The sequence below is a fragment of the Brevundimonas halotolerans genome, from assembly GCF_003730275.1.
Taxonomy (GTDB): domain Bacteria; phylum Pseudomonadota; class Alphaproteobacteria; order Caulobacterales; family Caulobacteraceae; genus Brevundimonas; species Brevundimonas halotolerans.
In genome coordinates this window covers 181,597-199,382 of record NZ_QTTA01000016.1, presented here as the reverse complement: position 1 = coordinate 199,382, position 17,786 = coordinate 181,597, and the positions used below count along the sequence as shown (strand labels likewise).

17 protein-coding genes are annotated in these 17,786 nt (G+C 67.3%); 7 read left to right on the top strand and 10 right to left on the bottom strand.

The features are described from left to right. Window positions 1-2: 2 nt before the first annotated feature. The 3 genes from purL to purQ are packed head-to-tail and all read right to left on the bottom strand — an operon-like array spanning window position 3 to window position 3,748. Window positions 3-2,198 carry a phosphoribosylformylglycinamidine synthase subunit PurL gene (gene purL, locus EG854_RS07050; protein ID WP_123287242.1) on the bottom strand — a complete coding sequence of 732 codons (2,196 nt, stop codon included), beginning with the start codon at window positions 2,196-2,198 and terminating at the stop codon, window positions 3-5. Between the two features lie 33 nt (window positions 2,199-2,231). Continuing rightward, entirely contained in the window at window positions 2,232-3,041 is an 810-nt protein-coding gene (locus tag EG854_RS07045; RefSeq protein WP_123287240.1) for a hypothetical protein, read from the bottom strand. 44 nt (window positions 3,042-3,085) lie between these two features. Beyond that, on the bottom strand, window positions 3,086-3,748 hold the full coding sequence (gene purQ / locus EG854_RS07040; RefSeq protein WP_123287238.1) for a phosphoribosylformylglycinamidine synthase subunit PurQ: 663 nt from the start codon (window positions 3,746-3,748) through the stop codon (window positions 3,086-3,088). Between the two features lie 143 nt (window positions 3,749-3,891). Between purQ and EG854_RS07035 the strand changes: the two genes are divergently transcribed. Continuing rightward, window positions 3,892-4,260 carry a hypothetical protein gene (locus EG854_RS07035; RefSeq protein ID WP_123287236.1) on the top strand — a complete coding sequence of 123 codons (369 nt, stop codon included), beginning with the start codon at window positions 3,892-3,894 and terminating at the stop codon, window positions 4,258-4,260. 7 nt (window positions 4,261-4,267) lie between these two features. Here EG854_RS07035 and EG854_RS07030 read toward each other — a convergent pair whose 3' ends face one another. The 3 genes from EG854_RS07030 to purC form a co-directional block, all read right to left on the bottom strand. Beyond that, window positions 4,268-4,732: a YbhB/YbcL family Raf kinase inhibitor-like protein gene (locus EG854_RS07030; RefSeq protein WP_123287234.1), complete on the bottom strand. Its 465-nt coding sequence runs from the start codon at window positions 4,730-4,732 to the stop codon at window positions 4,268-4,270. 64 nt (window positions 4,733-4,796) lie between these two features. Next, window positions 4,797-5,030 (bottom strand): phosphoribosylformylglycinamidine synthase subunit PurS, encoded by a 234-nt coding sequence (gene purS / locus EG854_RS07025; RefSeq protein WP_123287232.1) that lies wholly within the window; start codon window positions 5,028-5,030, stop codon window positions 4,797-4,799. After that, window positions 5,030-5,788 carry a phosphoribosylaminoimidazolesuccinocarboxamide synthase gene (gene purC / locus EG854_RS07020; RefSeq protein WP_123287230.1) on the bottom strand — a complete coding sequence of 253 codons (759 nt, stop codon included), beginning with the start codon at window positions 5,786-5,788 and terminating at the stop codon, window positions 5,030-5,032. Before purC ends, purS begins: the two co-directional genes overlap by 1 nt. 281 nt (window positions 5,789-6,069) lie before the next feature. Here purC and EG854_RS07015 point away from each other — a divergent pair, with 281 nt between their 5' ends. After that, complete coding sequence (locus EG854_RS07015) at window positions 6,070-6,393, top strand: DUF1476 domain-containing protein (RefSeq protein WP_123287228.1); 324 nt, start codon at window positions 6,070-6,072, stop codon at window positions 6,391-6,393. A gap of 142 nt (window positions 6,394-6,535) precedes the next feature. Here EG854_RS07015 and EG854_RS07010 read toward each other — a convergent pair whose 3' ends face one another. Together EG854_RS07010 and purB are read right to left on the bottom strand one after the other, a co-directional pair. After that, window positions 6,536-7,123 (bottom strand): fasciclin domain-containing protein, encoded by a 588-nt coding sequence (locus EG854_RS07010; protein WP_123287226.1) that lies wholly within the window; start codon window positions 7,121-7,123, stop codon window positions 6,536-6,538. A 153-nt stretch (window positions 7,124-7,276) separates the two neighbouring features. Continuing rightward, on the bottom strand, window positions 7,277-8,575 hold the full coding sequence (gene purB, locus EG854_RS07005) for an adenylosuccinate lyase (RefSeq protein WP_123287224.1): 1,299 nt from the start codon (window positions 8,573-8,575) through the stop codon (window positions 7,277-7,279). 92 nt (window positions 8,576-8,667) lie between these two features. Here purB and EG854_RS07000 point away from each other — a divergent pair, with 92 nt between their 5' ends. Then, complete coding sequence (locus tag EG854_RS07000; RefSeq protein WP_123287223.1) at window positions 8,668-9,321, top strand: glutathione S-transferase family protein; 654 nt, start codon at window positions 8,668-8,670, stop codon at window positions 9,319-9,321. Window positions 9,322-9,503: 182 nt separating this feature from the next. On the opposite strand, the gene EG854_RS06995 is transcribed toward EG854_RS07000, so the two are convergent. Together EG854_RS06995 and EG854_RS06990 are read right to left on the bottom strand one after the other, a co-directional pair. Further along, window positions 9,504-11,156 (bottom strand): lytic transglycosylase domain-containing protein, encoded by a 1,653-nt coding sequence (locus EG854_RS06995; protein ID WP_123287221.1) that lies wholly within the window; start codon window positions 11,154-11,156, stop codon window positions 9,504-9,506. 127 nt (window positions 11,157-11,283) lie between these two features. After that, complete coding sequence (locus EG854_RS06990; protein ID WP_123287220.1) at window positions 11,284-12,147, bottom strand: uracil-DNA glycosylase; 864 nt, start codon at window positions 12,145-12,147, stop codon at window positions 11,284-11,286. 125 nt (window positions 12,148-12,272) lie between these two features. On the opposite strand from EG854_RS06990, the gene EG854_RS06985 reads away from it, so the two are divergent. From EG854_RS06985 to EG854_RS06970, 4 genes are all read left to right on the top strand, one after another. Then, complete coding sequence (locus EG854_RS06985; protein WP_123287218.1) at window positions 12,273-14,030, top strand: electron transfer flavoprotein-ubiquinone oxidoreductase; 1,758 nt, start codon at window positions 12,273-12,275, stop codon at window positions 14,028-14,030. 117 nt (window positions 14,031-14,147) lie between these two features. After that, the gene (locus EG854_RS06980; protein ID WP_164461920.1) at window positions 14,148-15,866 is read left to right on the top strand and encodes a tetratricopeptide repeat protein; all 1,719 of its coding nucleotides are present in this window, start codon (window positions 14,148-14,150) and stop codon (window positions 15,864-15,866) included. Window positions 15,867-15,871: 5 nt separating this feature from the next. Continuing rightward, the gene (locus EG854_RS06975) at window positions 15,872-16,762 is read left to right on the top strand and encodes a 4-(cytidine 5'-diphospho)-2-C-methyl-D-erythritol kinase (RefSeq protein WP_123287214.1); all 891 of its coding nucleotides are present in this window, start codon (window positions 15,872-15,874) and stop codon (window positions 16,760-16,762) included. 35 nt (window positions 16,763-16,797) lie between these two features. Next, window positions 16,798-17,721: a hypothetical protein gene (locus EG854_RS06970; protein ID WP_123287212.1), complete on the top strand. Its 924-nt coding sequence runs from the start codon at window positions 16,798-16,800 to the stop codon at window positions 17,719-17,721. The last annotated feature ends 65 nt before the right edge of the window (window positions 17,722-17,786 follow it).

The window sequence follows — 17,786 nt, the reverse complement described above, 5'->3', positions numbered from 1 at the left end:
GACTATCCTTGAATCAAGTTGGGCATCCAGCCTTCGTGCATTTCGCGCAGGTGGTCGAGCGGAATGCGGAACAGGTCGCCGGACATGAAGTCGCGGCCCCTGGCGCGGCCGACGACCGAGGCGTGCAGGCCGGCGGCCTGGGCTTCGGCAATCAGGGTCGAGGGATCGGCGACGGCGACCAGATAGCGGGCCTGATCCTCGGCAAACAGCAGGATGTGGGCGTGCTCGGCCGAGGTGGCGTCCAGCTCGATACCGCAGTCGGAGGCGAGCGCGATGTCGGCCGCCGCGCCGATCAGGCCGCCGTCGGAGAGGTCGTGGACGCAGGTCAGGGCGCCGGCCTCGATGCGCTCCCGCACGAAGTCGCCAGTTTTGCGCTCCAGCGCCAGATCGACGGGCGGGGGGGCGCCGTCCTCGCGGCCCAGCACTTCGCGGAGATAGAGGGAGGCGCCCAGCTCGCCGCGGGTCTCGCCGATCAGGACCAGGGTCTCGCCCTCGGCCATGCCGCCAAAGCCGACGGTGACGTCATAGTTGGGCAGCAGGCCGACCGCGCCGACGGTCGGGGTCGGCGGAATGGCGACGCCATTGGTCTCGTTATAGAGGCTGACATTGCCGCTCACGACCGGGAAGTCGAGCACGCGGCAGGCCTCGGCCATGCCGTCGATGGCACGGACGATCTGGCCCATGATCTCGGGCCGCTGCGGATTGCCGAAGTTGAGGTTGTCGGTGATGGCGATCGGGCGGCTGCCCACGGCGGTCAGGTTGCGCCAGGCCTCGGCCACGCACTGTTTGCCGCCTTCGTAGGGGTCGTTCTGGACATAGCGGGGGGTGCAGTCGCTGGTCACGGCCAGCCCCTTGTCCGTGCCGTGGACGCGGACTACGCCCGCGTCGGCGCCGGTGGCCGAGTCGTGCAGGGTGTCGGCCATGACGTGGCGGTCGTACTGCTCCCACAGCCAGCGCTTGGAGGCCATGTCGGGGCAGCAGACCACGTTCAGCACGGCGTCGGGCCAGCTGTCGGGGGCGGGCACGTCCTTGGGATCGATCCGGGGATGCAGCTCGGGCTGGACCCAGGGCCGGTCATAAAGGGGGGCGTCGTCGAACAGGGGCGCCAGTGGCACGTCGCAAACGACCTTGCCGTGATGGTTCAGGACCAGACGGCCGGTGTCGGTGGTGCGGCCGATGACGGCGGCGTCGAGGCCCCACTTCTTGAAGATGCGGTAGCCGTCTTCCTCGCGGCCCGGCTTGAGCACGGCCAGCATGCGCTCCTGGCTTTCGGACAGCATCATCTCATAGGCGGTCATGCCGGTCTCGCGCTGGGGCACGGCGTCCATGTCGAGCTCGATGCCGACGCCGCCCTTGCCGGCCATCTCGACCGAGGAGGAGGTCAGGCCGGCGGCGCCCATGTCCTGGATGGCGGCGACGGCGCCGGAGGCCATCAGTTCCAGGGTCGCCTCGATCAGAAGCTTTTCGGCAAAGGGGTCGCCGACCTGGACGGTCGGGCGCTTCGACTCGGACTCATCGTCGAACTCGGCCGAGGACATGGTCGCGCCGTGGATGCCGTCGCGGCCGGTCTTGGACCCGAAATAGACGACCGACAGGCCGGGCCCGGGGGCAGCGGAGTAGAAGATGCTGTCGGCCCTGGCCAGGCCCACGCACATGGCGTTGACGAGGATGTTGCCGTTGTAGCCCCGGTGGAAATTGGTCTCGCCTGCCACGGTCGGCACGCCCACGCAATTGCCATAGCCGCCGATGCCGGAGACGACGCCGGTCACCAGACGCCGGGTCTTTTCATGCTCGGGATCGCCGAAGCGCAGGGCGTTGAGCAGGGCCACGGGCCGCGCGCCCATGGTGAAGACGTCGCGCATGATGCCGCCCACGCCCGTCGCCGCGCCTTGATAGGGTTCGATGTAGGAGGGGTGGTTATGGCTTTCCATCTTGAAGATGCAGGCATCGCCGTCATCGATGTCGATGACGCCGGCGTTCTCGCCCGGACCGCAGATGACGCGGGGGCCCTTGGTCGGGAATTTGCCGAGGTGGACCTTCGAGGATTTGTAGGAGCAGTGCTCGGACCACATGACCGAGAAGACGCCCAGTTCGACGTCATTGGGCTCGCGCCCCAGACGGTCGAGGACCACCTGATACTCGGCGGGGGACAGGCCGTATTCGGCGGCCAGTTCGGCCATGGATTTCGATGCGCTCATGGCTGGCGCTTCTAGCGAGGTTCTTGGCCGGAGTCAGCCTTGGGGATCGGCCGGCGGCGTATTTCTGGCAGGCTGGAGGCGGAAGCTGAGGATGACGGCAGCGACCAGCACGGCGACGGCCGCGGTCAGGGCGACATAGGCCAGCAAGTCATTGCGCGGCTGCTCGGCCACGAACACCGCCAGCAGGCCCCAGGCTATGGGCAGGGCATAGGCGATCTGGCGCAGGCGGGCGGTGACCGCGAGGGCAGTCACGCTGACGACGACGACGGCGATAATGGCCCACAGCGTCGGCGGCAGGACGTCGGGAAGGGCCTGATTGCCGGTCACGACGGTGAGCAGATTGACCGGGGCGGCGACGGTCAGCCAGCCGGCCAGCATCATCAGCGGCCAGGCGGTCAGCCACAGCTCCGGATCCTTTCGACCCATGGCGCGGATCTGGCGCGCCTTGAGCAGCAGGGGGATCAGGATCACCAGTAGGGAGGCGAAGATCAGGATGATGGTGGTGGTCTCGGCATCCAGCGCCGCCGCGACAACCCACCAGCCGATGCCCAGCAGGGCGCCGACGGCGGGCCAGCCCAGGGCTTCGGTCAGGGGGCGGTTTCGCCCCTGAGGCAGGAGCTGAAAGACCGCATGGGCGAACAGGCCGAGATAGATCAGGCCCCAGATGGCAAAGGCATAGCTGGCGATCTTGAGCGTCTCGTCGCTGTCAGCCGAGAACTCCGCCGGGCTCTGGCCCCAGCCGATGGCGGTCTGGGAATAGCCGATGGCAATGGCGAAGATCACCGCCGACAGCAGGATCAGCCGGCGGATGAGGGCGGTCGAGAGAGCGTCGGGCGTTTGCATGACGGCATTACGCACCGGAACGGCAAAGGTTCAATAGGGGGGCGCTATGCCGCGTCCAGAACGCTGCGGAACAGGGTGGCGCCGTCGGCGGAGCCGAGCTCGGCCTCGAAGGCACGGTCGGGGTGGGGCATCATGCCCAGCACATTGCCGCGCGCGTTCTGGATGCCCGCGATCGAATTGACCGAGCCATTGGGGTTGTCGACATAGCGGAAGACGACCTGACCCTCGCCCTCGAGACGCGCGAGCGTCTCGGCATCGGCGAAGAAGTTTCCGTCGCCATTGCCTTGGGTCATGATGACCTCAGTCTGGTCCTGATAGCCGGCGGTGAAGCGGGTGTTGGGGTTGGCGACCTCGAGCGAGACGAGCTTGCAGACGTATTTCAGGCCGGCGTTCCTGAGCAGGGCGCCGGGCAGCATGCCGGCCTCGCAGAGGATCTGGAAGCCATTGCAGATGCCGACCACGGCCACGCCGTCGTCGGCGGCCTTCTTGACCGCCTGCATGATCGGCGACTGGGCCGCCATGGCGCCGCAGCGCAGATAGTCGCCGTAGGAGAACCCGCCCGGCAGGACGATCAGGTCGAGCCCCTCGGGCAGGGTGGTGTCCTGATGCCAGACCATGTCGACGCGCGCGCCGGTTGATCGCTCGACGGCGACCTTGCAGTCGCGATCACAGTTGGACCCGGGAAAGACGATGACGGCTGCGCTCATGGCGCGGGCGTGTAGCAGGGTTCGCGGGTGTTGTCAGGAGCCGAGCCGGGGCGGGCGACAGGCCGATGCAGAAAAGCCGTGGCGGACGCGCCGGAAGCCTGCTTCTATCCCGGTCTGCCCCTTTCACTCCCTCCGAGCCTCCCATGCGCCTTCTTGCCCTGATCGGTGTTCTGACCCTGATGTTCGTCGGCGGGGCGGTGGCCCAGGCGCAGATGACGGTCCGCGAATTCAATCAGATCGCCGCCAATGCGCCCCGGGATCCGTCGGCCTTGCTGCGGCCGTCCGTCCGGCGCGCCGCCAACGCCGTGCAGGGCGCTTTCGAAGCGGCGCGGGCCGAGGAGGCCGCCGCCCGGCGGGCCGGTCGCACGCCGCCCTATTGCATGCCCGAACGGATTCGCCTGTCGCCGGACGAAATCGTGGCGCGCATGCAGGCGGTTCCGGCAGCGCGGCAGAGCCAGACCCTCAACCAGGCTGTGCGCAGCTGGATGGTCGAACGCTACCCCTGCCGCTGACGCCTGTTTAGCCCGCGTTTTCGTAGGTCGCGGTGATCGACGCCTTGGCCAGGGTGTGGAAATGCAGGTTGAAGCCGAATACGGCGCCTGAGTTGTCGGGCGTGACGTCCAGCCGGGCGGTGTCGACGGCGAAGACGGTGAAGATGTAACGGTGCGGGCCATGGCCGGGGGGCGGGGCGGCACCGCCGAAGCCTGGCTCGCCGAAATCGGTGCGGCCCTCGACCGCGCCGGAGGGCACGGGACCGCCCGTCGGGATCTCAGTGACGTCGGCGGGGATGTTGGCGACCGTCCAGTGCCAGAAGCCCGAGCCGGTCGGGGCATCCGGGTCATAGCAGGTGATGGCGAACGACTTGGTGCCCTCGGGCGCGCCGGACCATTTCAGATGCGGCGAGGTATTTCCCTTCGCCTGGACCTGGGCGTCGGGCAGGACGCCGCCATCGGTGATGTCGGTGGAGGTGAGGGTGAAGGTCATGGAGGCTCCTGTCGCTACGGGTCCCATTGAAAAGGGGAGGGAAGGCAGCGGGGTTCCCGAACGCCTACTCCACCTCGATGCGGTAGCTTTCGATCACGGTGTTGGCGAGCAGGGTGTCGCACATCTTTTTGACCTCGGCCTCCACGTCGTCGCCGGCGTAGTCGAACTGGATCAGCTTGCCGACGCGGGCCTCGCTGACGCCGGTCCAGCCGAGACCGTTCAAGGCGCCCTCGACGGCCTTGCCCTGCACGTCCAGCACGCCGGGTTTCAGGAAGATGTGAACCTTTACTTTCGCCATCAGTGCAGTCCCCCCTGAATCACGGTCGGCATATCCTTCATGATGCCGAGGCGGCGGGCCACCTCGGTATAGCTTTCGATGACATTGCCCAGATCGCGGCGGAAGCGGTCCTTGTCCAGCTTTTCGCCGGTGGTGGAATCCCACAGGCGGCAGCTGTCGGGGCTGATCTCGTCGGCGAGAATCACGCGGCTGAAGTCGTTTTCCCAGATGCGGCCGAACTCGATCTTGAAGTCGATCAGGGTGATGCCGACCGCGCCGAACATGCCCGACAGATAGTCATTCACGCGGACGGTCATGGCCAGGATGTCGTCCAGCTCCTGGGTGGTGGCCCAGTTGAAGGCAGTGATGTGCTCTTCGGTGACCATCGGGTCGTTGAGCTCATCCTTCTTGTAGTAGAATTCGATGATCGAGCGGGGCAGGGGGGTGCCTTCCTCGATGCCGAGGCGCTGGCTCATCGAGCCGGCCACGACGTTGCGGCACACGACCTCGAGCGGGATGATCTCGACCTCGCGGATCAGCTGCTCGCGCAGGTTCAGCCGCTTGATGAAATGGTTGGTCACACCGATGCCGTTCAGGCGCGACATGACGAATTCGCTGATGCGGTTGTTGAGGACGCCCTTTCCCTCAAGCTGGGCCTTCTTCTCGCCGTTGAAGGCGGTGGCGTCGTCCTTGAAATACTGGATCAGGGTGCCGGGCTCGGGCCCCTCGTAGAGGATCTTGGCCTTGCCTTCATAGAGCTTCTTGCGCTTGGCGTTCATGTGCATTCCGAAGGCCGGATCACCGGCGGGACGAAGGATCTCGCGGGCTGGAATTGCCGTTCGGACCGGGACAATCCGGGGCGAAACACAAAGGGCAAGGCCAGCCGTTGAGGGGGAAGGGATGGTGGCCCTCCTTAGCGGAAGCCGGGGCGGGTGACAAACCTTGGACAGGCGTCGATCAGCCTGCCTGCGACAACGACTTTTGTTGCGTTCGGTCACGGGCGGGGTATAGACCGCCCTGCGCGCCAATACGGGGCTCGCGACAGGAGCATTTGACGCCCATGACCACCTTCGACGATCGGGAAAAAGGGTTCGAGTCCAAATACGCCCTCGATCAGGAGCAGGAGTTCAAGGTCATGGCCCGGCGCAACAAGCTGCTGGGTCTGTGGGCGGCCGAGAAGATGGGCCTGTCCGCCGAAAGCGCCGAGCAATATGCCGCCGCCGTGGTCCGCGCCGACTTTGAGCAGCCGGGCGAGGAAGACGTGTTCCGCAAGATCGCCGGCGACTTCAAGGGCGCCGGCCTGACCGCTTCGGAAGGCGAAATCCGAAGCAAGATGGACGAACTGTCCTCCATCGCCCGCGATCAGGTCCGCAACGAGGCCTGATCGCCTGCCAGTTCAGTCTCTGGACAAGACAATGGCCGCGCCCGTGAGGACGCGGCCATTTTCGTTTGGGTGACTTCATGGATCACCCGGTTCGGTCCCGCGCGACGAAGGATGGGGCCGCGCGGGAACGAGGGTCGCTCGATCAGTTGGGCATAACCACGGTGTCGATGGCGTGGATGATGCCGTTCGAGGCGGCGACGTCAGCAGTGACGACGCGCGAGGTGTTGCCGGCTTCGTCCGTCAGGGTGACCGAACCGTCCACGATGGAGGCGGTCAGGGTGCCGCCCTGGACAGTCGTCAGGGTGGCCGAACCGCCGCCCTCTTCGATCTGCTGGGTCAGCGCCGCAGCATCCACCTGGCCGGGAACGACGTGATAGGTCAGCACGCCGGTCAGGGCGTCACGCTGTTCCGGCTGCAGCAGGCCGTTCAGGGTGTCGGCCGGAATCTTTTCGAAGGCGGCATTGGTCGGGGCGAAGACGGTGAAGGGGCCGGCACCGTTCAGGGTGTCGACCAGTTCGGCCGCCTGGACAGCGCTGACCAGGGTCGAGAAGTCGGGGTTGCTCTGAGCGACGGCGACAACGGTGCCGTCAGCAGCAGGAGCCATGGTGTCGGTCGCGGCCGGTTCCATGGCGTCGGTGGCGGGGGCTTCCGGCTCGCTGTTGCAGGCGGCCAGGCCGAGGATGGCGACGGCCGATACGGCAGTCATGACGCGGGTGCGGGTGAACTTCATTTTCGCTTCTCCTGAGGCGAACCGCGGATTGCGGTACCGGGAGAATTACTGCTCAGCCGCCGAAAGGATGCGTCGCGATCACGTTTTCCGGCGCGACATGTGACCGCACCTGTCTTTTTCGTGATCGGGGATGCATCTGCCCCCGAAGCCACTTCAGGCGCCGAACACCCGGGCGAACACTGTGTCCACGTGCTTGGTGTGATAGCCGATGTCGAACAGGGCTTCGAGATCGGCCTCGGGCAGGATGACCCGGTCATCGGCTTTCAGGAAGTCGAGGAAGACCCCCTCGCCGCGCCAGACCTTCATGGCGTTTTCCTGCACCGCGGCATAGGCGTCCTCGCGCGACACGCCCGCCTGCGTCAGGGCCAGCATGACCCGCTGGCTGTGCACCAGGCCGCCCAGCAGGTTGAGGTTCTTTTCCATATTGGCGGGATAGACGTTCAGCCGCTCGACCACGCCTGCCAGCCGGTGCAGGGCAAAGTCCAGATGGATCGTCGCGTCCGGGCCGATGCCGCGCTCGACCGACGAGTGGCTGATGTCGCGCTCGTGCCAGAGGGCGACGTTTTCCATGGCCGGGGTCACGGCTGAGCGGACCAGCCGGGCGAGGCCGGTCAGGTTCTCGGTCAGGATCGGGTTGCGCTTGTGCGGCATGGCCGAAGAGCCCTTCTGCCCCTTGTCGAAGAATTCCTCGGCCTCCAGCACCTCGGTGCGCTGCAGGTGGCGGATCTCCACAGCCAGACGCTCGACGGAGCTGGCGACCACGCCAAGGGCGGCAAAGAAGGCCGCGTGGCGGTCGCGCGGGATCACCTGGGTCGAGACCGGCTCGACGGCCAGACCCATCTTCTCCGCCACATAGGCCTCCACCGCCGGGTCGACATTGGCGAAGGTGCCGACGGCGCCCGAGATGGCGCAGGTGGCAATCTCTTCGCGGGCCGTGACCAGACGGCGGCGGGCGCGCTGGAACTCGGCATGATAGCCGGCCAGCTTGAGGCCGAAAGTGACCGGCTCGGCATGGATGCCGTGGCTGCGGCCGACGCAGGGGGTGAATTTGTGCTCCCTGGCTCGGGTTTCCAGCGCCGCCAGCACCCGGTCGACACCCTCGATCAGCAGGTCAGAGGCGCGCGTCAGCTGGACCGAGAAACAGGTGTCCAGCACGTCGGATGAGGTCATGCCCTGATGCAGGAAGCGGGCCTCGTCGCCCACGATCTCTGACACATGGGTCAGGAAGGCGATGACGTCGTGCTTGGTGGTGCGCTCGATCTCATCGATGCGGTCGGCATCGAAGGTGACGTCCTTGCCCTTGGCCCAGATGGCTTCGGCGGCGCTGGCCGGGATGGTACCCAGCTCGGCCATCTTCGTGGCGGCATGGGCCTCGATCTCGAACCAGATCCGGTATTTGGTCTCTTGCGACCAGATGTCTGTGGCGGCGGGGCGGGAATAGCGCGTGATCATGGGCTGGCGTTTGGGTTGCCGGGCCGGGGGAGTCAAGGTTGCGGCGAATCCGGACCGGGTCCATTCAGTCGCCGAGAGCAAGGGAGCCCATCATGAAGCTGATCCTCGGAGACAAGGCCTATTCCACGTGGTCGCTGAGGCCGTGGCTGATCCTGAAGCGCTGCGGGGCCGAGTTCGAGGAGGTGATGATCGCCCTGAACCGTCCCGATACGGCCGATCAGATCGCCCGCCATGCGCCGGCGGGCAAGGTACCGGCGCTGGAGGTGGAGGGGGTGACCGTCTGGGACAGTCTGGCCATCGCCCTGTGGGCCGAGGAACACTATCCCCACGCGCGGCTGTGGCCCGTCGATCCGCCTGCGCGCTGGGTGGCACGGTCGGTGGTCTGCGAGATGCATTCGGCGTTCGGGACCCTGCGCAATGATCTGGGCATGGGGCCGGGTCATCCGATGGTGGGCGATCCGGGCGAGGCGCATGTGCCGTCCGACGCCCTGTCCGCCGACATCCGCCGCATGGTCGGAATGTGGAAGGACGCGAAGGGCCGGTTTGGCGAGGCCGGGCCCTATCTGTTCGGCGACTGGTCGATCGCCGATGCCTTCTTCACGCCGGTGGCGGCGCGTTTCCGCCATTTCCGTATCGATCTGGCAGCCTATGGCGACGACGGGACGGCGACGGAATACTGTCGGACCCTGCTGTCCCAGCCGGATTTTCTGGAGTGGAGCGAAGCCGGTTTGAAAGAGATCGGTTAACCGTCACCAAACACCGCTTTTTAGGGGAACAGTGGCAGGGTCAGGCACGTTCAACGAACAACGCCGCTTTCAACCCCCGAGCTCCCATGTCCTCGCCCGTCGCCCCCGGACCCGTCAGCACCGCCCAGCCCGGCTGGGTCACCGTGGTGGTCAGTATTGTGGTGGCCTGCAGCCTGTGCGCGCTACTGCTCAGCAGCCTGATCTGACGCGGCAGCTTCGGGAGCCTGACCTTCAGGGGCGGGCGGCGGCGGCGGCACGTAATCCAGATAGATGGAAATCGCCGATTGGCCCGTGGCCAGGGCCTTGAGCGTGTTCAGCGGTCGGCCCTGCAGACGCTGGTAGATCCAGTAGGCGGCCATGACCTTTTCGACATAGTCGCGGGCCTGGGGGACATCGATGGTCTCGATCAGCAAAAGGGGGTCGGGGTCTGGCCCCAGCTTGCGCAGGGCGCCCAGCATTGGGCCGGGTCCGGCATTGTAGGAGGCCACGGTCCGCAGGACGTCGCCGTTGAAGGCCGACAGGCCCAACATCTTGATCACATAGGCTTGGCCCAGACGCATGTTCACGCCGGGCTGATAGAGGCGTTCGGGGTCCGAGACGTAGCCGCGATCGCCGCTGAGTTCTGCGGCGGTGGTCGGCATGACCTGCATCAGGCCATAGGCGCCGGCGCCGGAGCGGACGCGCGGGTTGAAGTCGGTCTCCTTGCGGGCGATGGCATAGACCAGCGATTGTTCGATGACGAAGCCGCCCTCGGGCTCTAGCAGCGGCATCGGATAGCGGGCCGCGTCTATGATCTCGGCGTCGCGGGCGCGGGGCGTCAGCTGGCGGGAAAAGGCCCGGCCCAGCGCGGACCACAGCTTGCGGTCCTCTTCGGTGGTCGCCGCGCGCAGGCCGGTGCGGAACTGGTCGCGGGCATCGTCCAGCCGGCCCACCTCGATCCAGGCGACGACGCGGCGGGCCTGGGGATCACGGTCGATGAAGGCGATCAGGCTGTCGTCGTCGATGCGGATGTCGGGGGTGAAGGCGATGGCGCGCAGGCCCTCGTCTTCGGTCGCCGAATAGGCCTGAGGCCCCCAGTTCCGGAGAGTCGGCTCGATGTCGAGCTGATAGAGAGCGATCTGGCCATAGAAGGTCGCGGGCCAGGAGGCGGACAGGCGCAGCAGGGTCTCGATCTGCTCCAGCTGGCCCGAATGGGCGGCAGACCGCGCGGCCCAGAAGGCGGCGCCGGCCCGCACCCAGGCATCCTCGGTCGGGTCCCAGGCGACGCGCTCGAAAGCGGTGAAGGCGGCGGGGAAATCCCCCATCCGCCAGGACGCCAGACCCACCACCCACCAGTCGCCGATGGCCATGCCGGTGGCCCGGGCGTCGGCGAGGTTGTCGGCATTGAGGGCGATGCGGGCGGCCTTTGACCCTTCGGACTCGGTCAGGCTTTCCCAGGTGCGGCCATCGACCCGGCGCGGGCGACGCGGCTCGGGCGCGCCGTCAGGGCGTCGGCGGAGGGCCAGGGCATAGACGCGCGGGGCCTCGGGCAGGTCGGCATAGTCCTCCAGCCAAGCGCTGAGTTCTTCGAAGCTGGAGACGTAGTCCGGGTGGAACAGGCGTTCGAACTCGACCTGACCCAGCAGGACACGGTCGTCGGCCTGGCGGGCCGAGGCGCGGGCGGTCTCGAGGTCGCCACGCCTGAGGGCGTCATAGGCATTGGTGTAGCTGAGCCGGTCAGAGTTGCTGAGCACGCGAGGCTGGGCCATGGCCAGGCCGGGCAGGGCAAGGCCGCACACCAGCAGCAGGGCTGCCAGAAGCGTCCGCAATGGCCGTGTGACTGTGCCCGTGATCATGCCGCCCCTTTGAATCGTGCTCACTCCCCGTGTCCCGTATCCGGTCAGCTGCCCGCCGGATATCGACGAAGGGGCAAGGGCGATGCCAGCCCGTAATGCCCCCTAGACGGGGGCAAAAGCTGTCGCCTCAATGGGGCGTTTTTGAGTCAGTCGTCTGAGACGAACCGTCAAGACGGGCGGCAACGGCCAGCAGATCGGCCCAGACCATGGCCTTGGCCTGTGGCTGGCGCAGCAGGAAGGCGGGGTGGAGCGTCGGCATGACGGGGGCAGAGGTGCCGCCCTCGGGCAGGTGCCATTCCCCCCAGGTGCCGCGCAGGCGGGTGATGCCCTCATTGGTGTGCAGGATGGCGCGGGCGGCGGCGGCGCCGACGGTCAGCACCAGCTTCGGCTTCACCAGTTCGAGCGCCCGCGCAACGAACGGGGCGCAGATCGCCTGTTCCTCGGGCGAGGGGGTGCGGTTGCCGGGGGGACGCCAGAAGACGGTGTTGGTGATAACCACCCGGCCCTCAAGCTGCGCGGCCTTGAGCATGCGGTCCAGCAGACGCCCGGCCTTGCCGACAAAGGGCAGACCCTGGGCGTCTTCCTCGGCGCCGGGGCCTTCGCCGACGATCATGACGGGGGCGGTGGCCTCGCCGCGCCAGACGACGGCTTGCCGTGCGCCCATGCCGCTGAGGGGACAGGCCTCGAACCCGCGAATCGCCTCGGTCAGGGATTCCAGAGAATCCGCCGCTTTTGCTGCGGTTCGGGCGAGGGCCACGGCTTCGGCGACCGTGTCGGTCGAGACCCTGGCCGAAGCGACAGGAGCACGGAGCGGGGTGACGGTGCCGGTCTGGGCGGCGGCCGGGGCGCGGGTCGCCTTGGCGGGCGGCGGCGGGGCGGTTTCGCGCGTCCGATCCACCGGCGCATCGCCGAAACAGTCCTCGACGCCCGCATCGTGCCAGAAGGCCAGAAGCGCGGTCAGGGCATCCGAAGCGGCGGGTGAAGCGTTCATGCAGGCCGGGTCACAGGGTTGATGATTGGGGGTGTAAGCCTTGACCACCCCCACGTCACCTTCTGATAAGGGATCAACAGCGAACCGACCGGGTTCGGACAGACATTGCAAGGGGAGCCGACCACATGGCCAAGGATGCCACCGAAGGCGGAGCAAAGAACGCCTGGCAGGACGCCGTCATCGACCGACTGCCCGCGGTGGAGGCCCTGACCGGGGCCGAGCGCGAGGCCATGGAATACGACGTCGTCATCGTCGGGGCTGGTCCGGCCGGTCTGGCCGCCGCCATCCGTCTGAAGCAGAACGCTGCCTCAGACGGGCACGAGGTCTCGGTCGCCGTGCTGGAGAAGGGCTCGGAAGTCGGGGCGCATATTCTGTCGGGCGCGGTTATCGACCCGGCGGGTCTGAGCGAACTGTTCCCCGACTGGAAGGAAAAGGGCGCGCCGCTGGACACGCCTGTGACCAAGGACAGGTTCCTGGTGCTGGGTCCGCAGGGGCAGCTGGACATCACCCTGCTGCCGCAGCCGGCCTATATGAAAAACCACGGCTGCTATGTCGGCTCGCTGGCCAATCTGACCCGCTGGCTGGGTGAACAGGCCGAGGCGCTGGGCGTCGAGGTCTATCCCGGAATGGCCGCCAGCCACGTCGTCTGGGACGAGCCGTCAGGCCGGGTCGCGGGCGTGGTCGCTGGCGTGTTCGGACTGGACCGCGAGGGCAAACCGACCGACGACTTCGAGCCCGGTATCGAGGTGCGCGGCAAATATGTCTTCATTGGCGAGGGCGTGCGTGGCTCGCTGGCCAAGACCATCATGGCCCGCCACAATCTGTGCGACACGGCCGAGCCGCAGAAATACGGCATCGGCATCAAGGAGCTGTGGCAGGTGCCGGCCGAGAAACACCAACCCGGCCTGGTGCAGCACACGCTTGGCTGGCCGCTGGACGACAAGACCGGCGGCGGGTCATTCCTGTACCACTTTGGCGATCGCTATGTGTCGGTCGGGTTTGTGGTGCACCTGAACTACAAGAACCCGTTCCTGTCGCCGTTCGACGAGTTCCAGCGCTTCAAGCACCACCCGGCCATCGCCGACCATCTGGAAGGCGGCGAGCGCATTTCGTACGGCGCGCGGGCCATCACCGAGGGCGGCTATCAGTCGGTGCCGAAGCTGGCCTTCCCGGGCGGGGTGCTGATCGGCTGTTCGGCGGGCTTTGTGAACGTGCCGCGCATCAAGGGCAGCCACAATGCGGTGCGGTCCGGCATTCTCGCCGCCGATGCGGCCTTTGACGCGCTGAAGGCCGGGCGGTCGGGCGATGAGCTGGTCGAATACCAGACCGCCTATGAGGCCTCGGACATTGCGCGTGAGTTGAAGCTGGTGCGGAACGTCAAGCCGCTGCTGTCCAAATACGGCGCCTTCTTCGGCACCCTGCTGGGCGGGATCGACATGCAGATCACCAGCCTGTTCCGGGGATGGTCTCCGTTCGGGACGCTGGGCCACGGCAAGACGGATGCGGCCTCGACCGAACCGGCGTCGAAGCACAAGCCGATCGCCTATCCGAAGCCGGACGGGAAGTTGAGCTTTGACAAGCTGAGCTCGGTGTTCGTCTCGAACACCAACCACGACGAGGACCAGCCGGCGCACCTGAAGCTGCTGGAGCCGTCGGTGCCGATCCAGGTGAACCTGCCGAAATATGGCGAGCCTGCGCGGCTGTACTGTCCGGCCGGGGTCTATGAGGTGCTGTACGACGAGGACGGCAAGTCCAATCCGCGCTTCCAGATCAACGCCCAGAACTGCGTCCACTGCAAAACCTGCGATATCAAGGACCCGTCGCAGAACATCGTCTGGACGACGCCGCAGGGGGGCGGCGGCCCGAACTATCCGAACATGTAGGATTCGCGCGGGGCGAGGGGGCTCTTGCGGACCGTCGGTAAACCGTGAAGGCTTGATGGTATGAAGCGTCTCTCCCCCCTCGCCGCCTGTTCTGTCCTTGCCCTCGGGTTGGGTTTGATGTCCGCTCCTGCCTTGGCGCAGGAGGCCCCGCCGCTTCCGAGCGGGCGGTCGGTGGAGCTGCCGCCGCCCTCGCGCATGCCCGAGATCTGGGAGGCGGTGCCGGTCGATGACGAGGGGCGGTCGGTCTATGGCCTGTTCCTGGTCGGACGGCTGGCGGCGACCGAGGGCGAGGCGGGCATCGGGGCCGACTATTTGCGCCGGGCCCAGGTGCTGGCGCCGGATATCGAAACCTTGCAGCTTCAGGCCTTTACCTCATCGCTGATCGGCGGCGATCTGGCCTATGCGGGTCGTCTGGCGCCCGAGGGCGAGACGGTGCCGCCGGTGCTGGCCGAGGCCGGGAGGCTGGTCGAGGCGGTGCAGCATCTGGTGCGCGGTGACGCGGCGGCTGCCTATGCGGTGGTCGCCACCCAGCCGATCGGACGCCCCCATGCGCGGCCCGGGACCTATGTCACTCCTTTTATCGCGGCGTCGGCTGGCGATTGGGAGCGGGCGCTGGCGCCTGTGCAGGGCAGGCCCAATGACATCAACAGCCTGTTCCAGCGGTCGCACCGGGCGCACCTGCTCGAACTCCGGGGCGACCATGCCGAGGCCGAGGCCGAGTATCAGCGGCTGATCGCCAGCCGGGGCGGACGCCAGCTGTTCACTCTGGCTTACGGCGAGTTTCTGGAGCGTCGCGGTCGCCGGGCCGATGCCGTGGAACTTTACGACGTAACCCAGGCCGAGGTGGGGGACGATCCGTCGCTTCAGGCCGCGCGGGCGCGCGCTGCGGGGCGGGGTCGTCCGCCAGTCCTGCCGACCCTGCGCGAAGGCACGGCCATGGCGCTGGAGAATGCGGCCCTGCAGTCCAGTATCGAGGGCGCGCACGAGTTCTCCGCCGTCTATCTGCGGCTGGCCTATGCGCTGGTGCCCAATCCGGAGACCCTGCTGAACGTCGGGGTCAGCCTGGCCGAAGGCAATCTGGAGGTGGCGGCCCGCAATACGTTTGCGCGCATCGGCCCGGACGCCGGTCCCTATTATGTCGAGGCGCGGATTCAGTCGGCGCTCAGCTATCAGGAGGAGGACCGGCCAGAGGACGCCCTCGCCGAGCTGAACCGGGCCTTCGCTGCCAATCCCGAGGATTCGCGGGTCGCCTATCTGCTGGCCGGGCAGCTGGCCGATCTGGAACGCTATGAGGAGGCGCTGGAACTGGCCGAAGGGCCGCTGCTGAACACGGCGGATCAGGATTTCTCCGTGCGTTTCCTCCGGGCGGGACTCTATGACGCCCTCGGCCGGCTGGATGAGGCCGAGGCCGAGCTGTGGGCCGCCCTGCAGGCGCGGCCCGATGATCCCAACATCCTGAACTATCTGGGCTATATCTGGGTCGACAGCGGCCGCCGCGTCGATCAGGGCGCCGAACTGATCGCCCGGGCGGCCGAGATCGATCCGGGCAATGCCAATATCCAGGACTCGCTGGGCTGGGCGCGTTACCAGCAGGGCCGCTACGAGCAGGCGGTCGGCATTCTGGAAGGCGCGGTCGACGGTGAACCCGCCAATGCCGTGATCAATGACCATCTGGGCGATGCCTACTGGCAGGTCGGTCGGCAGCGCGAGGCGGTGTTCCAGTGGAACCGGGTGCTGACGCTTGAGCCGGACGCCGAGCTGCGGACCGCCGTGGAGCAGAAGCTGGAGTCGGGCCTGCCCGCCTCTCCGACCGGTTCGGCCAACGGGGCGTCCTGAGCCCCATGCAGTGGGTCGAGGCGGCTCCGGCCAAGATCAATCTGTTCCTGCATGTCGGGCCGGTCGAGGCTGACGGCTATCACCCCTTAAGCAGTCTGGTGGCGTTCGCCGACGTCGGGGACATGCTGATCCTCGACCCGGACGGGCCACCGGGTCTGTCGGTGGTCGGACCGTTTGCGGATGCCTTGATCAGGGACCCGGCCGGGCAGGCGGGCAATCTGGTGCTCCGGGCGCTTGCCGGACTGGGCGCGGCCACCGGTCTTGAGACCTCCTCCCTGTCGTTGACGCTGGACAAGCGGTTGCCCGTGGCCGCCGGGGTGGGCGGGGGCTCGGCCGATGCAGGGGCGGCGCTGAGACTGGCGCGGCGGTATCTGGCGCCGGACCTTGAGGATCCGGTGCTGGTCCAGGTGGCCAGTGGGCTGGGGGCGGACGGGCTCATGTGTCTGGCATCTACTCCCGCCTGGGCCGAGGGGAAGGGCGAGGTTCTGACGCCCGAGCCGCGCCTGCCGACGCTTCATGCTGTGTTGGTCAATCCGGGCGTGCCGTCGCCGACGGGTGCCGTCTACGGGGCCTATGACAGGCTGGGCGTGGGGGGCGCCGACCGTCCGGCAGGCCCGGCCAGTTGGGACGCCGAGGCCGTGATCGGCTGGCTGGCCGCTCAGAGAAACGACCTTGAGGCGCCTGCCCTGTTGAACACCCCCGCAATTGGCACGGCACTGGACGCTGTGCGGGCCGAGGGTCAGGCGCGGCTGGTGCGGATGTCAGGCTCGGGCGCCACAGTGTTCGGTCTGTACGACGATGCAGCCGCAGCAGCCCGGGCGGCTGACGCGCTGGAGGGGACTCATCCCGACTGGTGGGTGCGGCAGGCCCCGTTGGTCGGTGGCAGTGACGCTTAACGGCCCGCAAACCGGTGATCCCGTAAGGTTTGACCATGAAAACGCTCATCCCCGACCTGATCGCCCGCTTCGACGCCGTCCGTGCCCGCGTGTCGGAGGCGGATCGCGCCCTTCTGGCCGCCCTTGCGGATGACGCCGCCGCTGCGGCCGCCGCCTCGGCCCCGCACTGGGATTTCGACCAGCCCGGCCACCGGGTGGAAGAGGCGCTCTGTGCCGCCTTCGGCACTCGGCTGAGCGACGATCACCGCCGGGCCATGATCGCCCACTATGCGCTGGACCTGCCCGCGCGGATTGCGGCTGAGCGTCTGCCGCAGGCCAGTCTGGAGCTCTATCCCGAGTGGATCGGGCGTATGGCGGACTTTTTGACTGAGGCCGCCAACCCCTATGAGCGCGATTTCTGGGCCAAGGATGTGCGGCTGTCGCTGGCGCTGAGCGTGCCGGGCGCGCGCACCCAGATGATCGACCTCAGCTCGCCCATGGGGCCCGGTCAGGTGCTGCGCCATGCGCGCGAGGGCTGGGGCTGGTCGGTCATCCCGGCCTATGCCGCCGCCCAGGCGTGGAAGCCCTGGCTGGAGGTGCACACCGAGAGCCGCGAGCTGTCCGATTTCAACGAGGCCGGCTGGGACCGGGCCTGGGCCACGGCCGCCGAGATTCTGAAGACCCGTCCGGAGATGGCGGGGATGCTGGGCTCCAGCTGGTTCTATGACCCGCCGCTGGAGCAGATCAGTCCGCGGCTGGCCTATCTGCGGCTCAATCCGCTGAAGCACGGCGCCTTCATGGTCCATCAGGGCCCGGGCGAAATCCACACCGAGCGCGCCGCCACCAGTTCGCCGACCCGCAAGGCCCTGATCGAGGAGGGCCAATACTCGGCCCGCTCATGGATCGTCGCCTGGCCCCGCGCCGCCCTGATCCGCTGGGCCGAAGCGCGGAAGGCTTCGCCAGACGTGAAGGCGGCGTAAGTCATAGATCGTCATCTTCGGGCTTGACCCGAAGATCGGTGTCGGCGTGAACGTCGGAAGGTCTG